Genomic DNA, 17,313 nt, shown 5'->3' on the forward strand with positions numbered 1-17,313 from the left:
GGTTCTGGCTAACCCCCGCGCATCTTCTCCAGATAACCGCTCGGCCCCATCTGCGCGGCGGTCCAGACGAAGATCGCAAGGCTCGCGAGGCCCGAGGCGAGGCATACGCCGAACACCGCCAGCGCCAGCGCGCTCGCGCCATAGGCAGGCGTCAGCGCGTCGCTCGCCGCGCCGATCACCGCAAGGCCCAGCGCCTGGCCGACGAGGTTGTTGAAGAACAGCGCGAAGGCCACGGCAAAGCCCCGGCTGGCCGGTTCCACCGCCGTCTGGATACCCGACAGGATGCCGGCCTGACTGGCGACATAGATCGCATAGGCCAGCCCAAACCAGCCGAGAAAGGCCGCAAACCCGCTCGACGAAAGGCTCAGCGCCAGCGGCACCACGCAGCCTAGGCTCACCAGCCCCGGCAGCCACGCCCGCCAGCGCTCGTCGCGCAAGGTCAGCCAATGGGTCAGGTATCCGCCGAGGATCGGCCCCGGGATCCCGCCGAGGAAGAAGGTGAAGCCGAGATAGAGGCCGACGTCGCCGGTGGAGATCGGGAACTGGCGCAGCATCACCGCCGCCATCCAGAAGGCCAGCGCATAGCCGATCATGATCTGCACCGCCCAGCCCAGCGCCAGTCCCATGAACACGCGATTGGTGACAAGGCTCATGATCGTGCGCCCCAATGGCAACTGCGTCATGTCGGTGCCCTTGGGGGCATAGCGCCCGCGCGGCGGCTCGCGCACGGTGAGAAACAGCACCCCGCCGAGCAGCAGGCCCGGGAGACCCATCAGGACGAAGGCCCAGCGCCAGTCGAACCATTCGGCCAGCTGCCCGCCCACGATCAGCCCTGTGGCCGTGCCGACTGTCGATCCGAGCGTGAGAAAGCCCATCGCCTTGGCCAGTTCATGCCGCGCAAAGAAATCCGCGACGAGGCTTTGCGAGGAGGGGCCGGAACAGCCCTCGCCCACGCCCACGCCGGTGCGCGCCATGAACAGGGTCCAGAAGCCCGTCGCCATGCCGCAGGCGGCGGTCATCAGGCTCCAGAAGCTGATCGCGGCGGCAACGATGTTCTTGCGGACCGAACGATCCGCCAGCCGCGCCGCGGGAAAGCCGGCCAGCACATAGACGAGACTGAACGCCGCCCCGCCCAGCAGGCCAAGCTGGAAGTCCGACAGCTGGAACGCGGACTTGATGTCCTCGACGAGGATGCCGAACACCAGCCGGTCGGCAACGCTGAAGGCGCTCGTCAGCGTCAGCAGCGAGAGGACGTACCAACGGTGCAGGCCGGGCTTGTCGGCCTCGCCGTCCTCAGTGGTGCGGTCTGGCGTAGAGGCCATTGTCCACCGGGATCGTCAGGCCATTCAGAAACCGCGCCTCGTCCGAAGCGAGGAACAGCACGCAACCTGCCACATCCCGCGGGTGGCCCAGCGCATCCATCGCCAGCGGGCCTTCGGGGATATCCATCGGCTTTTCGCCGCCGCGCCCGGAAATGCCCATCACCATCGGGGTCTCGATCCCGCCGGGTGCCAGCGCATTGACGCGGATGCCGTAGCCGCGATCCTGGAAATCGATCGCCAGACTGCGGGTCATCCCCGCGATCCCGGCCTTGCACGCGGCATAGGCGGGGATGTTGCCATAGCCCATCAGCGCCGCGGTGGAGGCCATGTTGATGATCGACGAGCCGCCCCCGCCCACCTTCTCGTGGCGGTGCTTCATCAGCGGCGCGGCATATTTGCAGCCGAGGAAAGTGCCCACCACGTGGATATCAAGGTGCAGCTTGAAATGCGCGAGGCTGCAATCCTCGATGCTCTCGAAGATCACGTTGCCGGCATTGTTGACGAGGATGTCGAGCCCGCCGTGGCGTTCCTCGACCGCGCGCATCACTTCGATCCACTGCTCTTCGCTGGTGACATCCAGTGCCATGGCATCGCCGCCGATGGAGTCGGCCACCTTGTGCGCCAGTTCCACCTCGCGGTCGGTGACGATCACCGTCGCGCCTTCGCGCGCCAACGCCTCGCAATCGGCCTTGCCCAGCCCCATTGCCCCGCCTGTCACGAGCGCAACCTTGCCCGCTACCCTTCCCGCCATTTCGCTCTCTCCCAAAAGCTTTTTCTTGAGCCCAGCCTATCGGGCGGGCGGGCGCAAGCCACTGTCGAAAGCGCGAGGGCGCGGGCGGGCCGCAGCGATGTATTCTCGCGAGGCCGAAAGGGAGAGGCGCAATGATGGACCAAGCCGAAGTCGCGCAGCTGAAGGCGCTGATGGAGTGGGAAGGCAAGCGCCGCGCCCCGCCGCAGGGCTTTCCCGCCCTGCCCGACATGCCCGCCGGCCGCTACACCAGCGCGGAATACTTCGCGCTCGAACAGCAGCACATCTTCCGCAAGAGCTGGCTGTTCGCCGGCCACCTCGACGAGATCCCCGAGCCGGGGTGCTACATGCGCTGGCACAATGCCGGCGATCCGATCGTCATCGTGCACGGCATGGACGGGGTGGTGCGCGCCTTCCACAACACCTGTCGTCACCGCGGCGCGCCGGTGGTGACCGAGGATCGCGGCAAGTCCAGCCGCCTGATGTGCGGTTATCACAACTGGACCTACAAAACCGACGGCAGCCTGGTGGGCGTGCCCGAGAAGCGCGACTTTCCGGCCGATTTCGACATGAGCTGCCGCGGCCTTCTGCCGGTGCGCTGCGAGATGTTCGGCAAGGTGATCTTCGTCAATTTCGACATGGAGGCGATGCCGCTGATCGACTGGCTCGGGCCGATTGCGCGCGAGTGGGAGGAGTTCGCCTTTGATCGCATCAAGCTCGCCGCGCGGCATTCGTTCGATCTGAAGTGCAACTGGAAGATCGCGATGGAGGCCAACATGGAGGTCTACCATGTGCCCTTCATCCACCCCAACACCGTCGCCCCGCTGGTCGACAGCACGCGCAATCTCAACACCATCTACCCCAACGGCCATGCGCGGATGCTGGCGCCCCCGCCGCACACGACCGACCGCGAACACGTGCGCGCGATCGACTCGCCGTCCGGATGGCAGCAGATCGAGAGCGTGGGCGAATTGGGCCGCACCTGCACCCAGAGCTACACGCTGTTTCCCAACTGGGTCAGCCCGCTCTCCAACTACTTCGTGCCGCCGCTGGTGTTCTGGCCGACCTCGCTGACCACCACGCGGCTGGAGCTGGTGACCATGGCGCTGGACTGGGGGGATGCGCCCGCGCCGGACTTGTGGACCGTGCCCGATGCCAGCCAGCCGAACGGGCGGCAAATGAGCCCGATCATCCTTGAAGACACCCAGTTCGGCGAAGCGATCCAGCATTCCGTGCAGGGCTCGGCCTTCCGCTCCGTGCCGCTGTCCTATCAGGAGGCGCGGATCTATTCCTTCCACCAGAGCCTCGACCGGATGATCGGGATCGCTAACGTGCCCGAGCGGCTGCGGGTCGAGCAGGTGATCGGCGCGGACTGGGTGTGGCCCAACGACCCGCGCGTCGCGCAGATGGAGCGCGAGCAGGCGCAAGCGGCGGAATAACGCTACGGAATGCCGCTTTCGCAGGGAGTTGTGACGTTTTTGTCGCACATTGCCCGCCTTACTATCGCTTTTGCTGATAGCGCGTTCCCCTGCCTGACATACACCTTCCACCCATACCGATAGACGCGGGGAAACGTGTCACGGTTTGGGGAATCCAAAGGTGCGCCATGACGGCCGCCTTCAGGGGAGAGAGCATCATGAACACACTTCGTGCCCGAATTGCATCCGGAGCCCGCGGCCGCGGGATGCGGACCGCGCTGATGTGCGGTGCAGCCTTTGGCGGCCTCGCCGCCGTGCCGAGCGTCGCTTACGCCCAGGACGCCGATGCCAGCGCAGATGCCGCTCCGGAAGAGCGGGTGATCATCGTTCAGGCCCGCCGCCAGAACGAAACCCTGCAGGAAGTGCCCGTCACCGTCACCGCGATCGGCGGCGAGACGCTCCAGCGCTACAGCATCGACCAGGTCGCCGACGTGACCAGCCGCGTGCCGACCCTCAACGTGCAGGTCGGTGGTTCGGGCTCGGGCGGCCAGCTCAGCTTGCGCGGCGTCGGCTCGTCGAACATCTCGGCGGCGTTCGATTCGGCGGTGGCCTTCGAGTATGACGGCGTTGTCGTCTCGACCATGCGCATGGTGCAGGCCGGCTTCTTCGACGTCGAGCAGATCGACGTGCTGCGCGGCCCGCAATCGCTGTTCTTCGGCAAGTCGGCCACCGCCGGCGTGCTCTCGCTGCGTTCCGCCAACCCGACCGCCAACTGGGAAGTCGGGATGCGCGGTTCCTATGAATTCGAGGAAAAGGGCTACCTGCTCTCGGGCTACATCTCGGGTCCGATCAGCGACACGCTGGGCATCCGCGTGGCCGCCCAGTTCAACGATATCGACGAATTCCAGCTGCTCCAGCCCGGCACGCCCGCGGTCAACCAGGAGCGCGGGCTGACCGATTTCATCGGCCGCATGACCCTCGACTGGAACCCGTCTGACCGGTTCAAGGCCAACTTCAAGCTGCAATACACCAAGAACGAGAACGACGGCGCCATCGGTACCGCAGAAATCAACTGCGGCGCCAACGGCCGGGCCGACTCGGTGTTCCTGCTGAGCGGCGCGGTGCAGATCCCGGCTGGCTACAACTGCGACACCAACGACCAGCGTTACTTCCTGCCCGATGCTGCGGCGCAGCTTGCCGGGGGTGTTCCGGGCAACTCGCCGGCAGCGGGCCGCAATGGCGTGCCTTTCGGCGAAACCGAGATCTGGTTCGGTCGCCTGCAGTTCGATCTCGACCTGTCTGACACGCTGACCCTGACCTCGGTCACCGGCCTGCTCAACATGGATGCGATCGATTTCGACCCCTACTCCTATGGCGGCGTCTTTGCCGGCCCCAACGGAACCATCCTGCCGGGTGGTGCCGGTTCATCTGACCCGATCAACAGGCTCGAACAGTACACGCAGGAACTGCGTCTGGCCTCGGACTTCGATGGCGGCTTCAACTTCATGCTCGGCGCGTTCTACGAAGACCGCACCTTTACCTTCGACACCGCCCAGCAGGGCGTGAACATCTCGTTCTTCGGCCCCAGCACCGCGCGTCCGCTGGTCGGCGGCGGGACCGCTCCGGGCACGGGCTTCACCTATGACTGGGACAAGACCCACATCACCAAGACCGAAGCGCTCTCGTTCTTCGGTAGCGTGATGTGGGAGATCACCGACAAGCTCGAACTCTCGGGCGGTATCCGCTGGACCGATGAAAAGAAGGTCCAGACGATCTCGGTGCCCTACGTCCACAACTCGCTGGCCTATGTCTCGGCTGGCGGCGGTCTGTTCCGCCCGAGCCCGGCGTTCTTGCAGAGCGGGTTCTTCTCGGGCCCGATCAACTTTGCCGACGACAACATCTCGCCGGAAGTCACTCTGCGTTACCAGGCGAACGACGATCTCAACTTCTTCGCCTCGTACAAGACCGGCTTCAAGTCGGGCGGGATCGACAACTCGGCGCTGCCGTCGAACAGCCTCAGCCAGGCCGCCGCTACGGGTGACTTCAGCGCGCTGATCTTCCAGTCGGAAGAGGCCGAGGGCGGTGAAGTAGGCTTCAAGTCGCAGTGGGCTGGCCGCAGCTTCACCCTCAACGCCACCGCGTACTACTACGTCTTCACCGATCTTCAGGTGCAGAACTTCAACGCGGTGAGCGTGCAGTTCGCGACCAGCAACGCTGGCGAGCTCACCACCAAGGGTGTCGACATCGAATCCCGCTGGATCACGCCGATTGACGGCCTGAGCCTGTCGGCCAACCTGTCCTACCTCGACGCGCAGTACACTGACACCTTCATCCAGCCGCTCGGCATCAGCACCGTCGACCTCAATGGTCGCCGTGGCAGCCAGGCGCCGGAATGGTCCGGAAACCTTGCGGTCGATTGGAACATCCCGCTGTCGGACAGCCTCGAGCTGTTCCTGTCGGGCAACGCGGCCTATAATGATGGCTACATCACCGACGAAGCGACGCTGAACGACTATGTCCAGCCGAGCTTCTGGCTGCTCGACGCCAACGTCTCGATCGGCCATCCGGACGGCAACTGGAAGCTGGCGCTGGTCGCACAGAACCTCACCGACGAGATCTTCACCATCACCACCGGCGGGCGTCCGTTCCTGCAGGCGGGCGTGGGCGACGACTTCGTGATGACCCAGAACCGCGGTCGTCAGGTGTTCGCGGAAATGAGCTTCCGCTTCTGATAACGCCAACAGGGGAAATGCGAGGGGCGGGCCAGCAATGGCTCGCCCCTTTGCTTTTGGCCCCTTTGCTTTTGGCCCCTTTGCTTTTCGCCCATTTGCTTTGGATCAAGGCGAAAGGGCGCCGCTTCCCGCCAAAAGTGAGCATTGCCGCTGCCCACGCGAAGGCAGATGCTCGCCACGAAAATCGCGGCTTCTGGGAGGAAACCATGTCACGCGAAGAACTGATCTCCATGACGCGCAGTCTGGTAGCGCATGGCGCGGCCGATACGATGGAATATGCCGACGAGGTCGTGCGCATTCCCGCCAGCGCCTACACCGACGAAGCGGTGTTCGAGCTGGAAAAGAAGCAGATCTTCCGCCGCCTGCCGCTGATGGTCGCGCCGTCTTGCGAGCTGCCGAACATCGGCGACTTCAAGGCGATGGACATCTGCGGCGTGCCGCTGCTGCTCTCCCGCCAGAAGGACGGCAGCATGGGCGCCTTCCTCAACATGTGCACCCACCGCGGCAACCCGCTCGCGAGCGGCTGCGGCAATGCCAGCCGCTTCACCTGCGGCTATCACGGCTGGACCTTCAAGGCGGATGGCGATCTGATCGGGGTCGCATCCCCGAAGGATTTCGGCGCGATCGACAAGAGCCAGCACTGCCTCGTCAAGTTCCCGGTCTACGAGAACGCCGGCCTCATCTGGGTGACGCTCGATCCGGAATCGAAGCTCAGCATCGCCGATTACCTGTGCGGCTTCGACGATCTGCTCAAGGCCTTCGAATTCGAAGGCTGGACGCTGTTCTCGCAGCGCACGCTGGCGGGGCCGAACTGGAAGACCGCCTATGACGGCTATCTCGATTTCTACCACCTGCCGGTGCTCCACGCGAACACCTTCGGGGCGGATTTCTACAACCGCGCCAACTACTTCGCCTATGGCCCGCACCAGCGCCTTTCGACCCCGTCAAAGTTCGCGATCAAGGTGCAGAGCGATGACGGCGAGCAGATCGATCTGGAAGCGATGAGCGACGAGGAACTGCCGCAGGAAGTGCTGGTGCAGGGCGTGTGGACGATCTTCCCGCACATCTCGATCGCCAGCTTCTACGGCGGCGGCCAGCGCGGGGCGATGATCAGCCAGCTGTTCCCCGGTGCGACCGTAGGAGAGAGCTACACCACCCAGTTCTATGTCATGGAAAACCAGCCCGAGACGCCCGAACAGGTCCAGGCCGCGCATGACCAGTTCAACTTCCTCGAAATCGTGGTGCGCGACGAGGATTATGCCACCGGCAAGCGCCAGCATCAGGCGCTGCAATCGGGGCTGATGAAGGACGTGCTGTTCGGCCGCAACGAGAAGGGCGGACAGGTCTTCCACGGCTGGGTCGAGCGGCTGGTCAATGCCAGCGACGATGATCTGGTGGCATTCTTCGCAGCGGAGCAGCGTCAGGCGGCGGAATGATTGTGCGAGGGCGCAGATGCGCCCTCCGCAAAACTGTCAGAACGCAAAGGGCCGGGCCGGAACGCTCGGCCCTTTTTGCGTCGGGTTGCTGTTGAGCGCCAGTTCCACCAGCGCGGTGTCGAAGAATTCGTGCAGCTCCACGATCAGCCCGTCCCGGATCGTCATGATCTGGCAGTAGGTCTGGAGATATTCGTGGCCGTTGGTGGCCGTGCCGCCGCCGCGCATCAGGCCGACAACGCAATTCTCGTCCGCGCTCATGATCCGCCACTCGCGCGAGAAGCGGATCGTCTCGGGCACCAGTTTGCCGATCACGCCATCGGCCACTACGGGTCCGAAGCACACGTCCTTGCCCTCCCACCGGCCCGAAACCGGCGTGGTGCCGACCAGATTGAACACGATGTCGTCCGAATGCAAAGCGGCGAGCGCATCGAAGTCGCCCGCCGCCAGTGCTTCGTAGAACCGCGTGGCGACCGCGATATTGGCCGCGCGCAGATCGCTCATGCTCTTACCCGAAGGCAGGGCGATAATTGCTCTCGCCCCAGTCCTGCTTCTTGGTCCATTCGCCCATCGTCTCCAGCTTGCCTTCCAGCTCGGGGAAGCGTTCGTAGACGTGGTCCATGTCGACCGCGAAGGGCTTGGTCGGCGCGGTGTTGTTGTATTCGTAGAAGGCCTGGATGCCCTTGGCGAACTCCTCGCGCGCTTCGGCGGGCATCGAATCCCCGGCCGCGTTCACCAGCAGGCGACCGAATTCTTCCGGGGTGCAGGGATCATACTTGATGTCCTTGCCCAGCGCTTCGGCGAGGCACTGCGTCACCTGCTTGCCCACCAGCCGCTCCGGACCGCCAATATTGAGCCACGCGCCTTCCATGTCGGGGCGCTCAATGCTGGCGAGCATGAAGCGCGCGACATCGTCGAGGCTGATCCAGTTGGCTTCCAGCGTGGGGTTGTGCGGATAGACGTAGCGGTTCTCGTTGACGATGAAGGGCCGCGCCCAGCCGGTCAGCAGGTTGTCCATGAACAGCACCGAGCCGAACACCGTACCCGGCGCACCCGAGCGCCACAGCGCGTTGATGCCCGCCGTGTTGCCGGCATAGGTGAAGGCATCGCCGGGCTTGTCCGGGATCCAGCTCGAGGTGTTCCACACCACGCGCTTCACATCGAGATGCGCAGCGACCTTGCCCACTTCGCCGACCAGATAGGCGCGGTCTGCGCGGGCCTGCAGCGGATGGGTGTAGAAGATGTAGTCCGAGCCTTCGAGCGCGTCCTTGAAGGTCGATGTGTCGTAGAGGTCCATCGGCCGGATCTCGACCTTGTCGACCCCGTCGATCGGCGCGCCCTCCAGCGCATCCGGACGGCGCGAGATGGCGCGCACGTCGTAGCCGGCAGCAAGCGCCTGACGGATCTGCGCAAGGCCCTGCCTTCCGCTCGCGCCGATCACTGTGATGAGTGCCATGAATGTCTCTCCCCTAAGTGTTTATGGGCAAGAGACTAGGAAGCGCTCGGAAGCTGCGCACCGCGCCAAAGTGATAGCCGCGCGGGTGAAGCCCCTAGCGAAAAGACGGGGTTGTCGTAGCGGCGCAGGCTGCGGACAGTGCTCCCCATGCAGAACCGTGCCTGGCGCATCGCCCGCCGCCCCGAAGGGACAGATTTCGCCGCCGCGCTGGAGCTCGTGGAGGCCCCGCTCGCCCCGCTGGCCGAGGGCGAAATCAGCATCCGCAATTCGCAACTGTCGATGGATGCCGGCACCCGGATGTGGCTGTCGGACCGCGAGGACGGCTACCAGCCGCCGCTCCCCGTGGGCGGGCCGATGACGGGCCTCGTGCTGGGCGAGGTGATCGAAAGCCGTGCAGATGGATTCGCCCCCGGCGATCTGGTGCGCGCCTTCGGCCAGTGGAGCGATATCAGCACCGTCGATGCGGTGATGTCGGGCGCGATCCTGCTCGATCCTTCGGTGGCGGACCGCCGCGCATGGTTCGGCCCGCTCGGCATGAACGGCTGGACCGCATTGTGGGGCATCGAGACCACCGGCGCGGCGAGGCGAGGCGAAAAGGTGCTGGTCTCCGCCGCCGCCGGAGCGACCGGCATCCTCGCGGTGCAGATCGCCAAGCTGCTCGGCTGCGAGGCCTGGGGCATCGCGGGCGGCGCGGCCAAATGCGCTTACCTCACCAATGATCTCGGCATTGCGGGGGCGATTGATTACAAGGCAGCCGATCTCGCCGCGCAGCTCGACGCAGCCTGTGCCAATGGCTCCGGCTTCGACGTCTATTTCGACAATGTCGGGGGGCCGCTGCTGGATCAGGTGCTCACCCGCATGAACCACTATGGCCGGATCGCGGTGTGCGGACTGCTGGCCGATTACACCGCCGGCACGCGCACCGCCCCGCAGGAATTCGATCAGGTGCTGATGCGGCGGCTGCGGATCGAGGGCTTCTTCTCGCCCGATTTCATGCACGAAGGCCCCGGCCTTACGCGGCGCCTGCGCGATTGGACCGAGAGCGGCGCGCTCGTCATGCCCTATGACGTGACGCGCGGGCTTGAAAACACGCTCGCCGCCTATGCAAAACTCTTCACCGGCGGCAATATCGGCAAGGTGATAGTGGAGCTGGATGCATGATGGGAACCCTCGAAGACCGCGAAGCCATCCGCGATATTCTCGCAGCCTACGCCCATGCGATTGACCGGCGGCGCTGGCAGATGATGGAGCGCCTGTTCCATTATGATGCCGTCTTCAAGTTCGGGGTGATCGAAGGCGACTGGCGCGGGTTTGTCGAACAGGCCCGCGGCGTGATCGACCCTTGCCTTGCGACCCAGCACCAGCTCGGCCAGACGATCTTCGGGTTCGAGGGCGACACGGTGTGCCACACCGAAACCTACATGACCGCGATGCACACCATCCCGCCCGGCTACCCATTGGTGGCGGCCTTCCCGGACAAGGGCGTGATCTACTCGGCCATCGTCGCGGGCCGCTATGTCGATCGCTTCGAGAAACGGGCGGGTGAGTGGCGTATCGCCCAACGCACCGGCCTTTACGACTGGCGCGAATTCCGGGTGGTGGAGGGCGTGGACCTGTCGAACACGCCCGAGGGCGCGGCGGGCTATCACGACGAACGCGATCCTTCGTCCGCGGCCGTGCGGCACTGGCTCGGCTAGGCTAGGCTAGGCTAGACTAGGGCCGCTTGAAGGCGAACACGCCGCTCATCGTCGCGATCTGCTCGTCCCCGCGCCAGATCCCGCCCGAGGTATAGGCGGTGCGCCCGCCCAACCGGTCGATCCTGACGCGCGCCTCCAGCCAGTCGCCCAGCTTCGCGCCCAGCAGATAATTCACCGTCAGCGTCACGGTAGACGGGGCAAGCCGCGGGCGTTCGGCATCATAGACCGCATGGCTGAGGGCAACATCGGCAAAGGTCGAGATCACGCCGCCGTGAGCAGCGTCCTGATAATTGATGTGGTGCGGAACGATGCGCAGGCCCACCACCCGAACGCCGTCCACCGGCGCGCCGAGATAATAGGGTCCGCCGTGATCGAGAAAGCCCGGGGTGAAACCGGCGGGCTCAAAGCCAGAAGGTGCGTCCATTCCCGCACCCTAACGCAGCCGCGCGCGCGTGCCGCTATGAATTGTGCCAATGACAGCGCCCCCGCACGCGGGCTATCTCCGAGGGCATGGCAGACACGGCAGCAATCGCGGCATCATCCTTCTGTGACATCGTGGCGGATCACGCCCGCAATCAGGGGGATGTGATCGCCTTCACCTATGGCGAGGAGGAGTTCAGCTTCGCCGCGCTCGACGCGGGCGCGAACCGCACCGCCAACGGCCTGATCGCGCTGGGGGTGAAGCCGGGGGACCGGGTCGCCTTCCTCGGCAAGAACCACCCGCTCTATTTCGAGGCCTTCGTGGGCGCTGCGCGGATCGGCGCGGTGATGACGCCCGTCAACTGGCGGCTCGCCCCGCCCGAAGTCGCCTATATCCTCGACAATTGCGGGGCCAATGTCGTCTTCGTCGCGGAAGGCTTTGCCGCGATGATCGAAGGCGTGCGCGAGGCGGTTCCGCATGTGCAGCACATCATCGGCATCGACGCGCCCGAGCATGACGGCCTTGATTACCGCAGCTGGCGCGATGGCTTCCCCGCCACCCCGCCCAAGCATGTGGTGAAGAGCGAGGACGACGCGCTTCAGCTCTACACCTCGGGCACCACCGGCAAGCCCAAGGGCGCGGTGATGACCCATGGCTCGATCCTCTCCAGCCGCGACGCACTGGCGGCGGCAGACGAGATGCGCGGCTGGCAAGAACCGATTCCGGGCGATGTGACGCTGCTGGCCATGCCGTGCTTCCACATTTCCGGCACCGGCACCGGCATCGGCACGATGGTGGCCGGAACCAATTCCATCGTCCTGCCCGAATATGATCCGACCAAGGCGCTGGACCTGATCGCAAATTTCAACATCTCGAAGATCTTCCTTGTCCCCGCCGCAATCCAGATCCTGCTCAATCACCCGCGCGTGAACGAGGTCGATTTCAGCCGCCTCAAATATATCACCTATGGCGCCTCCCCCATCCCGCTCGAACTCATGCGCGAGGCGATGCGGGTGATCGGCTGCGGCTTCGTGCAGATGTACGGGATGACCGAGACCAGCGGCACCATCGTAGCGCTCGATCCCGAAGATCACGTGCCCGAAGGCAGTCCCCGGATGCGCTCGGTCGGCAAGCCGCTGGCCGGCGTCGAGATCAAGATCATCGACGAGGCGGGCAACCCCGTGCCGGTGGGCACCGTGGGCGAAATCGCCACGCGCTCCAGCAAGAACATGCGCGGCTACTGGAACAACCCCGATGCCACCGCCTCCACCATCGACGCGGATGGCTGGCTGCGCACGGGCGATGCGGGCTATCTCGACGAAGACGGCTATCTCTACATCCACGACCGGGTGAAGGACATGATCATCTCGGGCGGCGAGAACGTCTACCCGGCCGAGGTCGAAAACGCGCTCTATTCGCACCCGAAAGTGGCCGATGTCGCGGTGATCGGCATTCCCGATGCCAAATGGGGCGAGGCGGTGAAGGCCTGCGTGGTCGTCAAGAAGGGCGAGACCCTGACCGAGGCAGACCTGATCGCCCACGCGCGCACGCTGATTGCGGGCTACAAGTGCCCCAAGTCGGTCGATTTCATCGAGGCCCTGCCCCGCAACCCCTCGGGCAAGATCCTGCGCCGCGAGCTGCGCGCGCCTTATTGGGTCGGCAAGGACCGGGCGGTGAACTGAAGTGCTGGCGGTCGGGTTGGCGGTCAGGCAACTCGCCTACAAGGTGAACGACCTTGAGGCAGCAGCAGCGGCGCACCACCGGCAGTTTGGCTCAGGCCCGTTCTTCGTGCTGCACCATGTGGCGCTTTCCTCCTCGCACCATCGCGGGACGCCGCGACCCTTCGATCATTCCAGCGCCTATGGCCAATGGGGCAGCGTGATGGTGGAGCTGGTTGTCCAGCACAATGCCGAGCCATCCGCCCTGCACGAGATGTTTCCCCATGGCTCGGGCCGCGAGGGGCTGCATCACGCGGCGCTGTTCGTCGATGATCTGGAGGCGGAGATTGCGCGGTTCGCAGCCGCAGGAGCGCCGCTCGCACAATTGTCGGTCACGCAGACCGGTACGGCCTTCGCCTTTATCGATACGCGCGAAACCCTCGGCCATATGCTCGAACTCTACGAGCCGACGCCGCAGCTGACCGGGTTCTACGATTTCGTCGCCGCCGCCGCGCAGGGCTGGGACGGGACGGATCTGATCCGCGAGTTGGGTTAGGCCCCAGCCAACCCCGGCAGATCGACCAGCGCCGCGCGGCATTCGGCGTCGGCCAGCGCTGTCACCACCGAAAAGGCGACAAACCCCGGCTCGCCCAGATGGGCGACCACGGCGGCGGCCTCTTCATCGGTGATCGCGGTATGCTCGAACGGCATCCGGCGGGCATAGGCGATTGCCGCGCGCGTGCCCTCGTCGAGGGCGCTCTCGTCGATCGGCGCGGCATCGATGCCGTGGACCGTGGCGACCGCCTGCTTGACGAGCGCGACCAGCGCCGGATCGAGCGCGCCCTCGGAGCGGTTGCGGAAGGTGGCGTAGTGCTCGGCCAGCACCGGATCGCTCGCCAGCGCGGCGCAGACGGCGCTCATTCTGCTGCCTCCAGCACCGCGGGCGTGGGCAGCACTGTGCGGTCCATCGCCTCCGGCTCCAGCCCCATCGTGATCAGCGCCTTGGCAAGCGCAAGGAACAGCGTCACGCCCAGCCCCAGCTCGGCGATCTGCGCCGGCGTGAGGTGGCGCTGCAAGGCCGCTCGCGCATCGCCGTTCAGCAGTTCGGGATCATGGATCAGCGCATCGGTGAACTTCAGCACCGCCTTTTCGGTGTCGGTGAGCTTGGCGCTGGTCTCGTAACCATCGGTGATGTCGTCCAGCACCTCCTCGCCAAGGCCCTGCGCCACGGCCTTGTCGAAACGGACATTGCGGCAGAAGCCACATTCGGTGACCCGCGCATTGCGCATCCGCGCCACTTCCTTGATCCGCGCCGCGAGCACATCCGAGCCCCAGAACCGGCCATAGAGCGCGAAGAAACTTTCCGCGATCGCTGGCTGGTGCGCCAGCACCGAACCGAAATGCGCAGGCTCTCCCGCAATGGCCGAGGATACGCGGGGTGTGGTCGACATGTGGTGTCTCCTTTGCCCGCAAAGATAACAGGCGGTGCAGCTGCGTTACCCTCGCCATTTTCGCAGGGGGGAAGGCCGCCGCACGCATGGCAAAAGAACAAGAAACCAACCGAGGGAGTGAGCACATGCCCGGCGAAGCACAGCGCGTGATCGAGGAATTCTGGCGCATCCAGGATGATGGCGACTACACCAAACTGGTCGATCTCTTCGCCGAGGACGCCTTCCTCGAAGACCCGATCTGGGGCCAGTATCGCGGGCGCGATGCGATCCTCGGGTTCATGACCACGATGGTCAAGGAAATGGGGACACGCAAAGTCCACTTCACCGTCGACGAGATCTGCGGCGATGACCACGCCGTCTGGGCACGCTGGACGATGCACATGGACGGCCACGAACCGCGCGGCGGCGTGGGCATCTACAAGGTCGAAGGCGGCAAGATGACCTATTACCGCGACTACATGGACCCGGCGGGCGAGTAGCAATCAGTCCCTCCCCGTCCCGAAGGGATGGGGAGGTGTCGCCGCGGAGCGGTGACGGAGGGGTAAGGCGGCACGGCGGAAACCCTCCGTCAGCCGCCTTTGGCGTCTGCCACCTCCCCATTCGCTGCGCGAGCGGGGAGGGACTTTCACATCACATCCGCCGGTAATCCGGATGGCCGCTTTCCCGCAGATCGAGCATCGGCAGCGGGAAGGCGGCGTTGGGGCTGGCATCGGGCTGATCGGGCATCGCCATGGTCCAGTCCATGATGTAGCGGCGGCTCGAAATCCGCCACTCGCCCTCTCGCTTCTCGTAGGTATCGAGATAGCGCCCGCCATACATGTTGCCCTTGTAGGGCTCCTCGCCCTCGCGGCGGAAACCAAGCGCCACGCCGTAGCATTCGCCCTCCGCGGTGGTGGCCGAGGTTAGCTTGACCGATAGCGGCGCAAGCAGGTGCCAGCGCCGCCCGGTCGAGCGTTCCACCGCCATCACCACCGGCACAAACTCCGCCGCCGTTCCCTTGAAGAAGCCGTAGTCGATCGCGGCATCGGGCCAGTAGCACCCCGCCTGTCCCTCGTCGTCGAGCCAATCGAGGGTGCGCGAATAACGCGCGATGAGTTCCTGGATCGCCTGCTTGTCGAGCAGCTCTTGCAGCACAGCTTCCACGTTCATGCGCGCGCACTCCACCAGGCCGGGATCGACAACGGGAAGCGTTCCTGCGCGATTGTCATGTTCTCCGAGGCATCGGCGGGCAGCGCCGGATCAGCGGTGTGCGGGAGGCCCCCGCCCGCGCCTTCCACGGGGTCGATATATTCGAGTTTGATCCCCGCCAGCACGTCGGCGAAGTCATGGCCTTCGTGATGGTCCGACATCTGGTGATGGTAGAAGGCCCATTTGTCCTTGAAGCTCAGCAGGCAGTAATAGGACAGCGGCTCCTGCCCCTTCCAGTATTCGTAGCGGATCACGCCTTCTTCGGTGGCGAAGGTGTGGTGGACCATGTCGCGCATGATCGCCTCCCACTTCTCCTCCTTGCCGGGCTGGATGGTGATGTGCGCAAGCAATGTGGCCATGTGCGGGCTCCCTTCAGGCGGGTGTGAGGTTCAGAAACAGTCGGAAGATGCCGAGCATGATCCCACCCTGATGGCGGAAATCATTGCCGGGCGCGTAGGCGAGATCGGCGAAGGCATCGGCGAGGCGATCCCATGCGATCATCTGTTCGAGGCGCGAGATGTTGGAGCCGGGGCATGAGCGCGGCCCCTGACTGAAGGCGAGGTGGCGCGTGGCCGCCTTGCGGTCGAGCTTGAGGTCGAGCGGGTCTTCGAATTCCTCGGCATCGATATTGGCCGCCGCCCAGCGCAGGTGGAGCATTGATCCGGCAGGCACCGCCACGCCCTGAAACACCTCGTCATGGGCGCAGATGCGGGTCGAAAGCCCCTGCGTGGGCGAACGCAGCCGCATCCCTTCTTCGATGAAAGTGCGGATTGCGGCTCGATCCCCGCGCAATGTGCCGAACATCCCCGGCCGCTCGCACAGCAATTGCGCCTGTTCGGCCAGCGCATATTGCGTCGTCTCCAGCCCGCCGATCACCATGGCGTAGACCACGCCGTTGATCTCGTCGTCGGTGAGCTTGCGCCCCAGCGCGGCATATTCCACCTGCGTGAGGAAGCTCACCATGTCGTCCTGCGGGTTCGCGCGCTTCTCGCGGGTTTGCTGCGCGACATATTCCTTCATCCCGGCAAGCAGGCGAAACTTCTCGGACGCTTGTTCGGGGGTGAGGATGTTCTTGTGGGTCGTCCCGATCACATAGGACATGACCTGCGCATTGCCCCATTGTTCGAGACGCGGGATATCCGCGAGCGGGAAGCCCAATACGCTCGCCATCACCCGCTGCGGCAGAGGGCGGGCGAAATCGGCGACGAAGTCCACCGGTTCCCCCCGCTGCGCCTGCTCCAGCATCCCGGCGATCAGATCATCGACATGACCGGTGATCATCGCCGCGTGCCGCGTGCAGCCGGGGCCGACCCACGGATCGGTCAATTCCTTGCGATGCGCGCGCCACATTTCGGGATCGGGCCGCAGCGAGACGATCGAGGCGACCATCGCGTCGATATCGGGAATATGCGTCGGCATCTCGCCCGATTGCTGGATATGCGCGACCAGCAGCGAGAGCGTGGGCGGGAAGCGGTCCCAGTCCATCACCACGCGGCGGACATCTTCGTATTTGGTGAGCACGAAGGCGTCGCTGCCGGGCGTCAGCCCCTCGCCCGCAAGGCGCTGCACCGGCGCTTCGGCATGCAGGATCGCGTAGGCATCGTACCAGTGCTCCTGCGCACCGGGGGCGAACAGATCGACCTCGTCCAGCGAGCGCGGCGCGCCCTCGATATCGCCTCGCAAATCCGCCTCTCCCCTGCGGGGCGGCTCGCCTGCTTAGCGAATCCGCCAATTGCTGATGCACAGCTTGTCCCGCAGCCTCTCCCTTACGGAAACGGGCTATTTTGTG

18 protein-coding genes are annotated in these 17,313 nt (G+C 65.0%); 8 read left to right on the plus strand and 10 right to left on the minus strand.

Annotated elements, in window-relative coordinates; genetic code table 11:
• Window positions 1-8 precede the first annotated feature (8 nt).
• Both RSE14_RS09170 and RSE14_RS09175 read right to left on the minus strand, forming a co-directional pair.
• The gene (locus tag RSE14_RS09170) at window positions 9-1,322 is read right to left on the minus strand and encodes a spinster family MFS transporter (protein WP_324072965.1); all 1,314 of its coding nucleotides are present in this window, start codon (window positions 1,320-1,322) and stop codon (window positions 9-11) included.
• The gene (locus RSE14_RS09175; RefSeq protein WP_324072967.1) at window positions 1,294-2,073 is read right to left on the minus strand and encodes an SDR family NAD(P)-dependent oxidoreductase; all 780 of its coding nucleotides are present in this window, start codon (window positions 2,071-2,073) and stop codon (window positions 1,294-1,296) included. The genes RSE14_RS09170 and RSE14_RS09175 overlap by 29 nt, the downstream gene beginning before the upstream one ends.
• Before the next feature lie 131 nt (window positions 2,074-2,204).
• On the opposite strand from RSE14_RS09175, the gene RSE14_RS09180 reads away from it, so the two are divergent.
• The 3 genes from RSE14_RS09180 (at window position 2,205) to RSE14_RS09190 (ending at window position 7,656) form a co-directional block, all read left to right on the plus strand.
• Window positions 2,205-3,509, plus strand: coding sequence for an aromatic ring-hydroxylating oxygenase subunit alpha (locus tag RSE14_RS09180; RefSeq protein ID WP_324072969.1), 1,305 nt, complete (start codon window positions 2,205-2,207; stop codon window positions 3,507-3,509).
• 197 nt (window positions 3,510-3,706) lie between these two features.
• On the plus strand, window positions 3,707-6,220 hold the full coding sequence (locus RSE14_RS09185; protein WP_324072971.1) for a TonB-dependent receptor: 2,514 nt from the start codon (window positions 3,707-3,709) through the stop codon (window positions 6,218-6,220).
• A 206-nt stretch (window positions 6,221-6,426) separates the two neighbouring features.
• Window positions 6,427-7,656 (plus strand): aromatic ring-hydroxylating oxygenase subunit alpha, encoded by a 1,230-nt coding sequence (locus tag RSE14_RS09190; RefSeq protein WP_324072973.1) that lies wholly within the window; start codon window positions 6,427-6,429, stop codon window positions 7,654-7,656.
• Between the two features lie 36 nt (window positions 7,657-7,692).
• Here RSE14_RS09190 and RSE14_RS09195 read toward each other — a convergent pair whose 3' ends face one another.
• A complete protein-coding gene (locus RSE14_RS09195) occupies window positions 7,693-8,157 on the minus strand; it encodes a nuclear transport factor 2 family protein (protein WP_324072975.1) in 465 nt (154 codons plus the stop codon).
• A gap of 4 nt (window positions 8,158-8,161) precedes the next feature.
• Window positions 8,162-9,109, minus strand: coding sequence for an SDR family oxidoreductase (locus RSE14_RS09200; RefSeq protein ID WP_324072977.1), 948 nt, complete (start codon window positions 9,107-9,109; stop codon window positions 8,162-8,164).
• A gap of 147 nt (window positions 9,110-9,256) precedes the next feature.
• Between RSE14_RS09200 and RSE14_RS09205 the strand changes: the two genes are divergently transcribed.
• Entirely contained in the window at window positions 9,257-10,270 is a 1,014-nt protein-coding gene (locus RSE14_RS09205; RefSeq protein ID WP_324072978.1) for an NADP-dependent oxidoreductase, read from the plus strand.
• Window positions 10,267-10,806, plus strand: coding sequence for a nuclear transport factor 2 family protein (locus tag RSE14_RS09210; RefSeq protein ID WP_324072980.1), 540 nt, complete (start codon window positions 10,267-10,269; stop codon window positions 10,804-10,806). The genes RSE14_RS09205 and RSE14_RS09210 overlap by 4 nt, the downstream gene beginning before the upstream one ends.
• Window positions 10,807-10,822: 16 nt before the next feature.
• Here RSE14_RS09210 and RSE14_RS09215 read toward each other — a convergent pair whose 3' ends face one another.
• On the minus strand, window positions 10,823-11,230 hold the full coding sequence (locus RSE14_RS09215) for a PaaI family thioesterase (protein WP_324072982.1): 408 nt from the start codon (window positions 11,228-11,230) through the stop codon (window positions 10,823-10,825).
• Between the two features lie 86 nt (window positions 11,231-11,316).
• Between RSE14_RS09215 and RSE14_RS09220 the strand changes: the two genes are divergently transcribed.
• Window positions 11,317-12,909: a fatty acid--CoA ligase gene (locus RSE14_RS09220; RefSeq protein WP_324072984.1), complete on the plus strand. Its 1,593-nt coding sequence runs from the start codon at window positions 11,317-11,319 to the stop codon at window positions 12,907-12,909.
• A 43-nt stretch (window positions 12,910-12,952) separates the two neighbouring features.
• Window positions 12,953-13,441, plus strand: coding sequence for a VOC family protein (locus RSE14_RS09225; protein WP_324072985.1), 489 nt, complete (start codon window positions 12,953-12,955; stop codon window positions 13,439-13,441).
• Here the strand turns inward: RSE14_RS09225 and RSE14_RS09230 are convergent.
• Together RSE14_RS09230 and RSE14_RS09235 are read right to left on the minus strand one after the other, a co-directional pair.
• On the minus strand, window positions 13,438-13,806 hold the full coding sequence (locus RSE14_RS09230) for a carboxymuconolactone decarboxylase family protein (protein ID WP_324072986.1): 369 nt from the start codon (window positions 13,804-13,806) through the stop codon (window positions 13,438-13,440). The two genes, RSE14_RS09225 and RSE14_RS09230, sit on opposite strands and share 4 nt — an antisense overlap.
• Window positions 13,803-14,336: a carboxymuconolactone decarboxylase family protein gene (locus RSE14_RS09235; RefSeq protein ID WP_324072988.1), complete on the minus strand. Its 534-nt coding sequence runs from the start codon at window positions 14,334-14,336 to the stop codon at window positions 13,803-13,805. The genes RSE14_RS09230 and RSE14_RS09235 overlap by 4 nt, the downstream gene beginning before the upstream one ends.
• Window positions 14,337-14,461: 125 nt before the next feature.
• Between RSE14_RS09235 and RSE14_RS09240 the strand changes: the two genes are divergently transcribed.
• Window positions 14,462-14,815, plus strand: a complete 354-nt coding sequence (locus tag RSE14_RS09240) for a nuclear transport factor 2 family protein (RefSeq protein WP_324072990.1) — start codon at window positions 14,462-14,464, stop codon at window positions 14,813-14,815.
• A gap of 151 nt (window positions 14,816-14,966) precedes the next feature.
• Here the strand turns inward: RSE14_RS09240 and RSE14_RS09245 are convergent, their stop codons facing one another.
• Genes RSE14_RS09245 through RSE14_RS09255 form a run of 3 tightly spaced genes read right to left on the minus strand, consistent with a single transcriptional unit; the run spans window position 14,967 to window position 17,207 of the window.
• Complete coding sequence (locus tag RSE14_RS09245) at window positions 14,967-15,485, minus strand: nuclear transport factor 2 family protein (RefSeq protein WP_324072991.1); 519 nt, start codon at window positions 15,483-15,485, stop codon at window positions 14,967-14,969.
• Window positions 15,482-15,883, minus strand: coding sequence for a putative quinol monooxygenase (locus RSE14_RS09250; RefSeq protein WP_324072994.1), 402 nt, complete (start codon window positions 15,881-15,883; stop codon window positions 15,482-15,484). The genes RSE14_RS09245 and RSE14_RS09250 overlap by 4 nt, the downstream gene beginning before the upstream one ends.
• Window positions 15,884-15,896: 13 nt before the next feature.
• The gene (locus RSE14_RS09255; protein ID WP_324072996.1) at window positions 15,897-17,207 is read right to left on the minus strand and encodes a cytochrome P450; all 1,311 of its coding nucleotides are present in this window, start codon (window positions 17,205-17,207) and stop codon (window positions 15,897-15,899) included.
• Between the last annotated feature and the right edge of the window lie 106 nt (window positions 17,208-17,313).

Origin of the sequence: Erythrobacter sp., assembly GCF_035194505.1 — a bacterium.
Taxonomy (GTDB): Bacteria; Pseudomonadota; Alphaproteobacteria; order Sphingomonadales; family Sphingomonadaceae; genus Erythrobacter.

Excerpts from the sequence above, each read along its gene's own strand:
- RSE14_RS09210 (WP_324072980.1), top strand. The coding sequence starts at position 10,267 with ATGATGGGAACCCTCGAAGACCGCGAAGCCATCCGCGATATTCTCGCA.
- RSE14_RS09190 (WP_324072973.1), top strand. The coding sequence starts at position 6,427 with ATGTCACGCGAAGAACTGATCTCCATGACGCGCAGTCTGGTAGCGCAT.
- RSE14_RS09215 (WP_324072982.1), bottom strand. The coding sequence starts at position 11,230 with ATGGACGCACCTTCTGGCTTTGAGCCCGCCGGTTTCACCCCGGGCTTT.
- RSE14_RS09175 (WP_324072967.1), bottom strand. The coding sequence starts at position 2,073 with ATGGCGGGAAGGGTAGCGGGCAAGGTTGCGCTCGTGACAGGCGGGGCA.
- RSE14_RS09250 (WP_324072994.1), bottom strand. The coding sequence starts at position 15,883 with ATGGCCACATTGCTTGCGCACATCACCATCCAGCCCGGCAAGGAGGAG.
- RSE14_RS09180 (WP_324072969.1), top strand. The coding sequence starts at position 2,205 with ATGATGGACCAAGCCGAAGTCGCGCAGCTGAAGGCGCTGATGGAGTGG.
- RSE14_RS09220 (WP_324072984.1), top strand. The coding sequence starts at position 11,317 with ATGGCAGACACGGCAGCAATCGCGGCATCATCCTTCTGTGACATCGTG.
- RSE14_RS09195 (WP_324072975.1), bottom strand. The coding sequence starts at position 8,157 with ATGAGCGATCTGCGCGCGGCCAATATCGCGGTCGCCACGCGGTTCTAC.
- RSE14_RS09240 (WP_324072990.1), top strand. The coding sequence starts at position 14,462 with ATGCCCGGCGAAGCACAGCGCGTGATCGAGGAATTCTGGCGCATCCAG.
- RSE14_RS09170 (WP_324072965.1), bottom strand. The coding sequence starts at position 1,322 with ATGGCCTCTACGCCAGACCGCACCACTGAGGACGGCGAGGCCGACAAG.
- RSE14_RS09185 (WP_324072971.1), top strand. The coding sequence starts at position 3,707 with ATGAACACACTTCGTGCCCGAATTGCATCCGGAGCCCGCGGCCGCGGG.
- RSE14_RS09245 (WP_324072991.1), bottom strand. The coding sequence starts at position 15,485 with ATGAACGTGGAAGCTGTGCTGCAAGAGCTGCTCGACAAGCAGGCGATC.
- RSE14_RS09235 (WP_324072988.1), bottom strand. The coding sequence starts at position 14,336 with ATGTCGACCACACCCCGCGTATCCTCGGCCATTGCGGGAGAGCCTGCG.
- RSE14_RS09200 (WP_324072977.1), bottom strand. The coding sequence starts at position 9,109 with ATGGCACTCATCACAGTGATCGGCGCGAGCGGAAGGCAGGGCCTTGCG.
- RSE14_RS09205 (WP_324072978.1), top strand. The coding sequence starts at position 9,257 with ATGCAGAACCGTGCCTGGCGCATCGCCCGCCGCCCCGAAGGGACAGAT.
- RSE14_RS09230 (WP_324072986.1), bottom strand. The coding sequence starts at position 13,806 with ATGAGCGCCGTCTGCGCCGCGCTGGCGAGCGATCCGGTGCTGGCCGAG.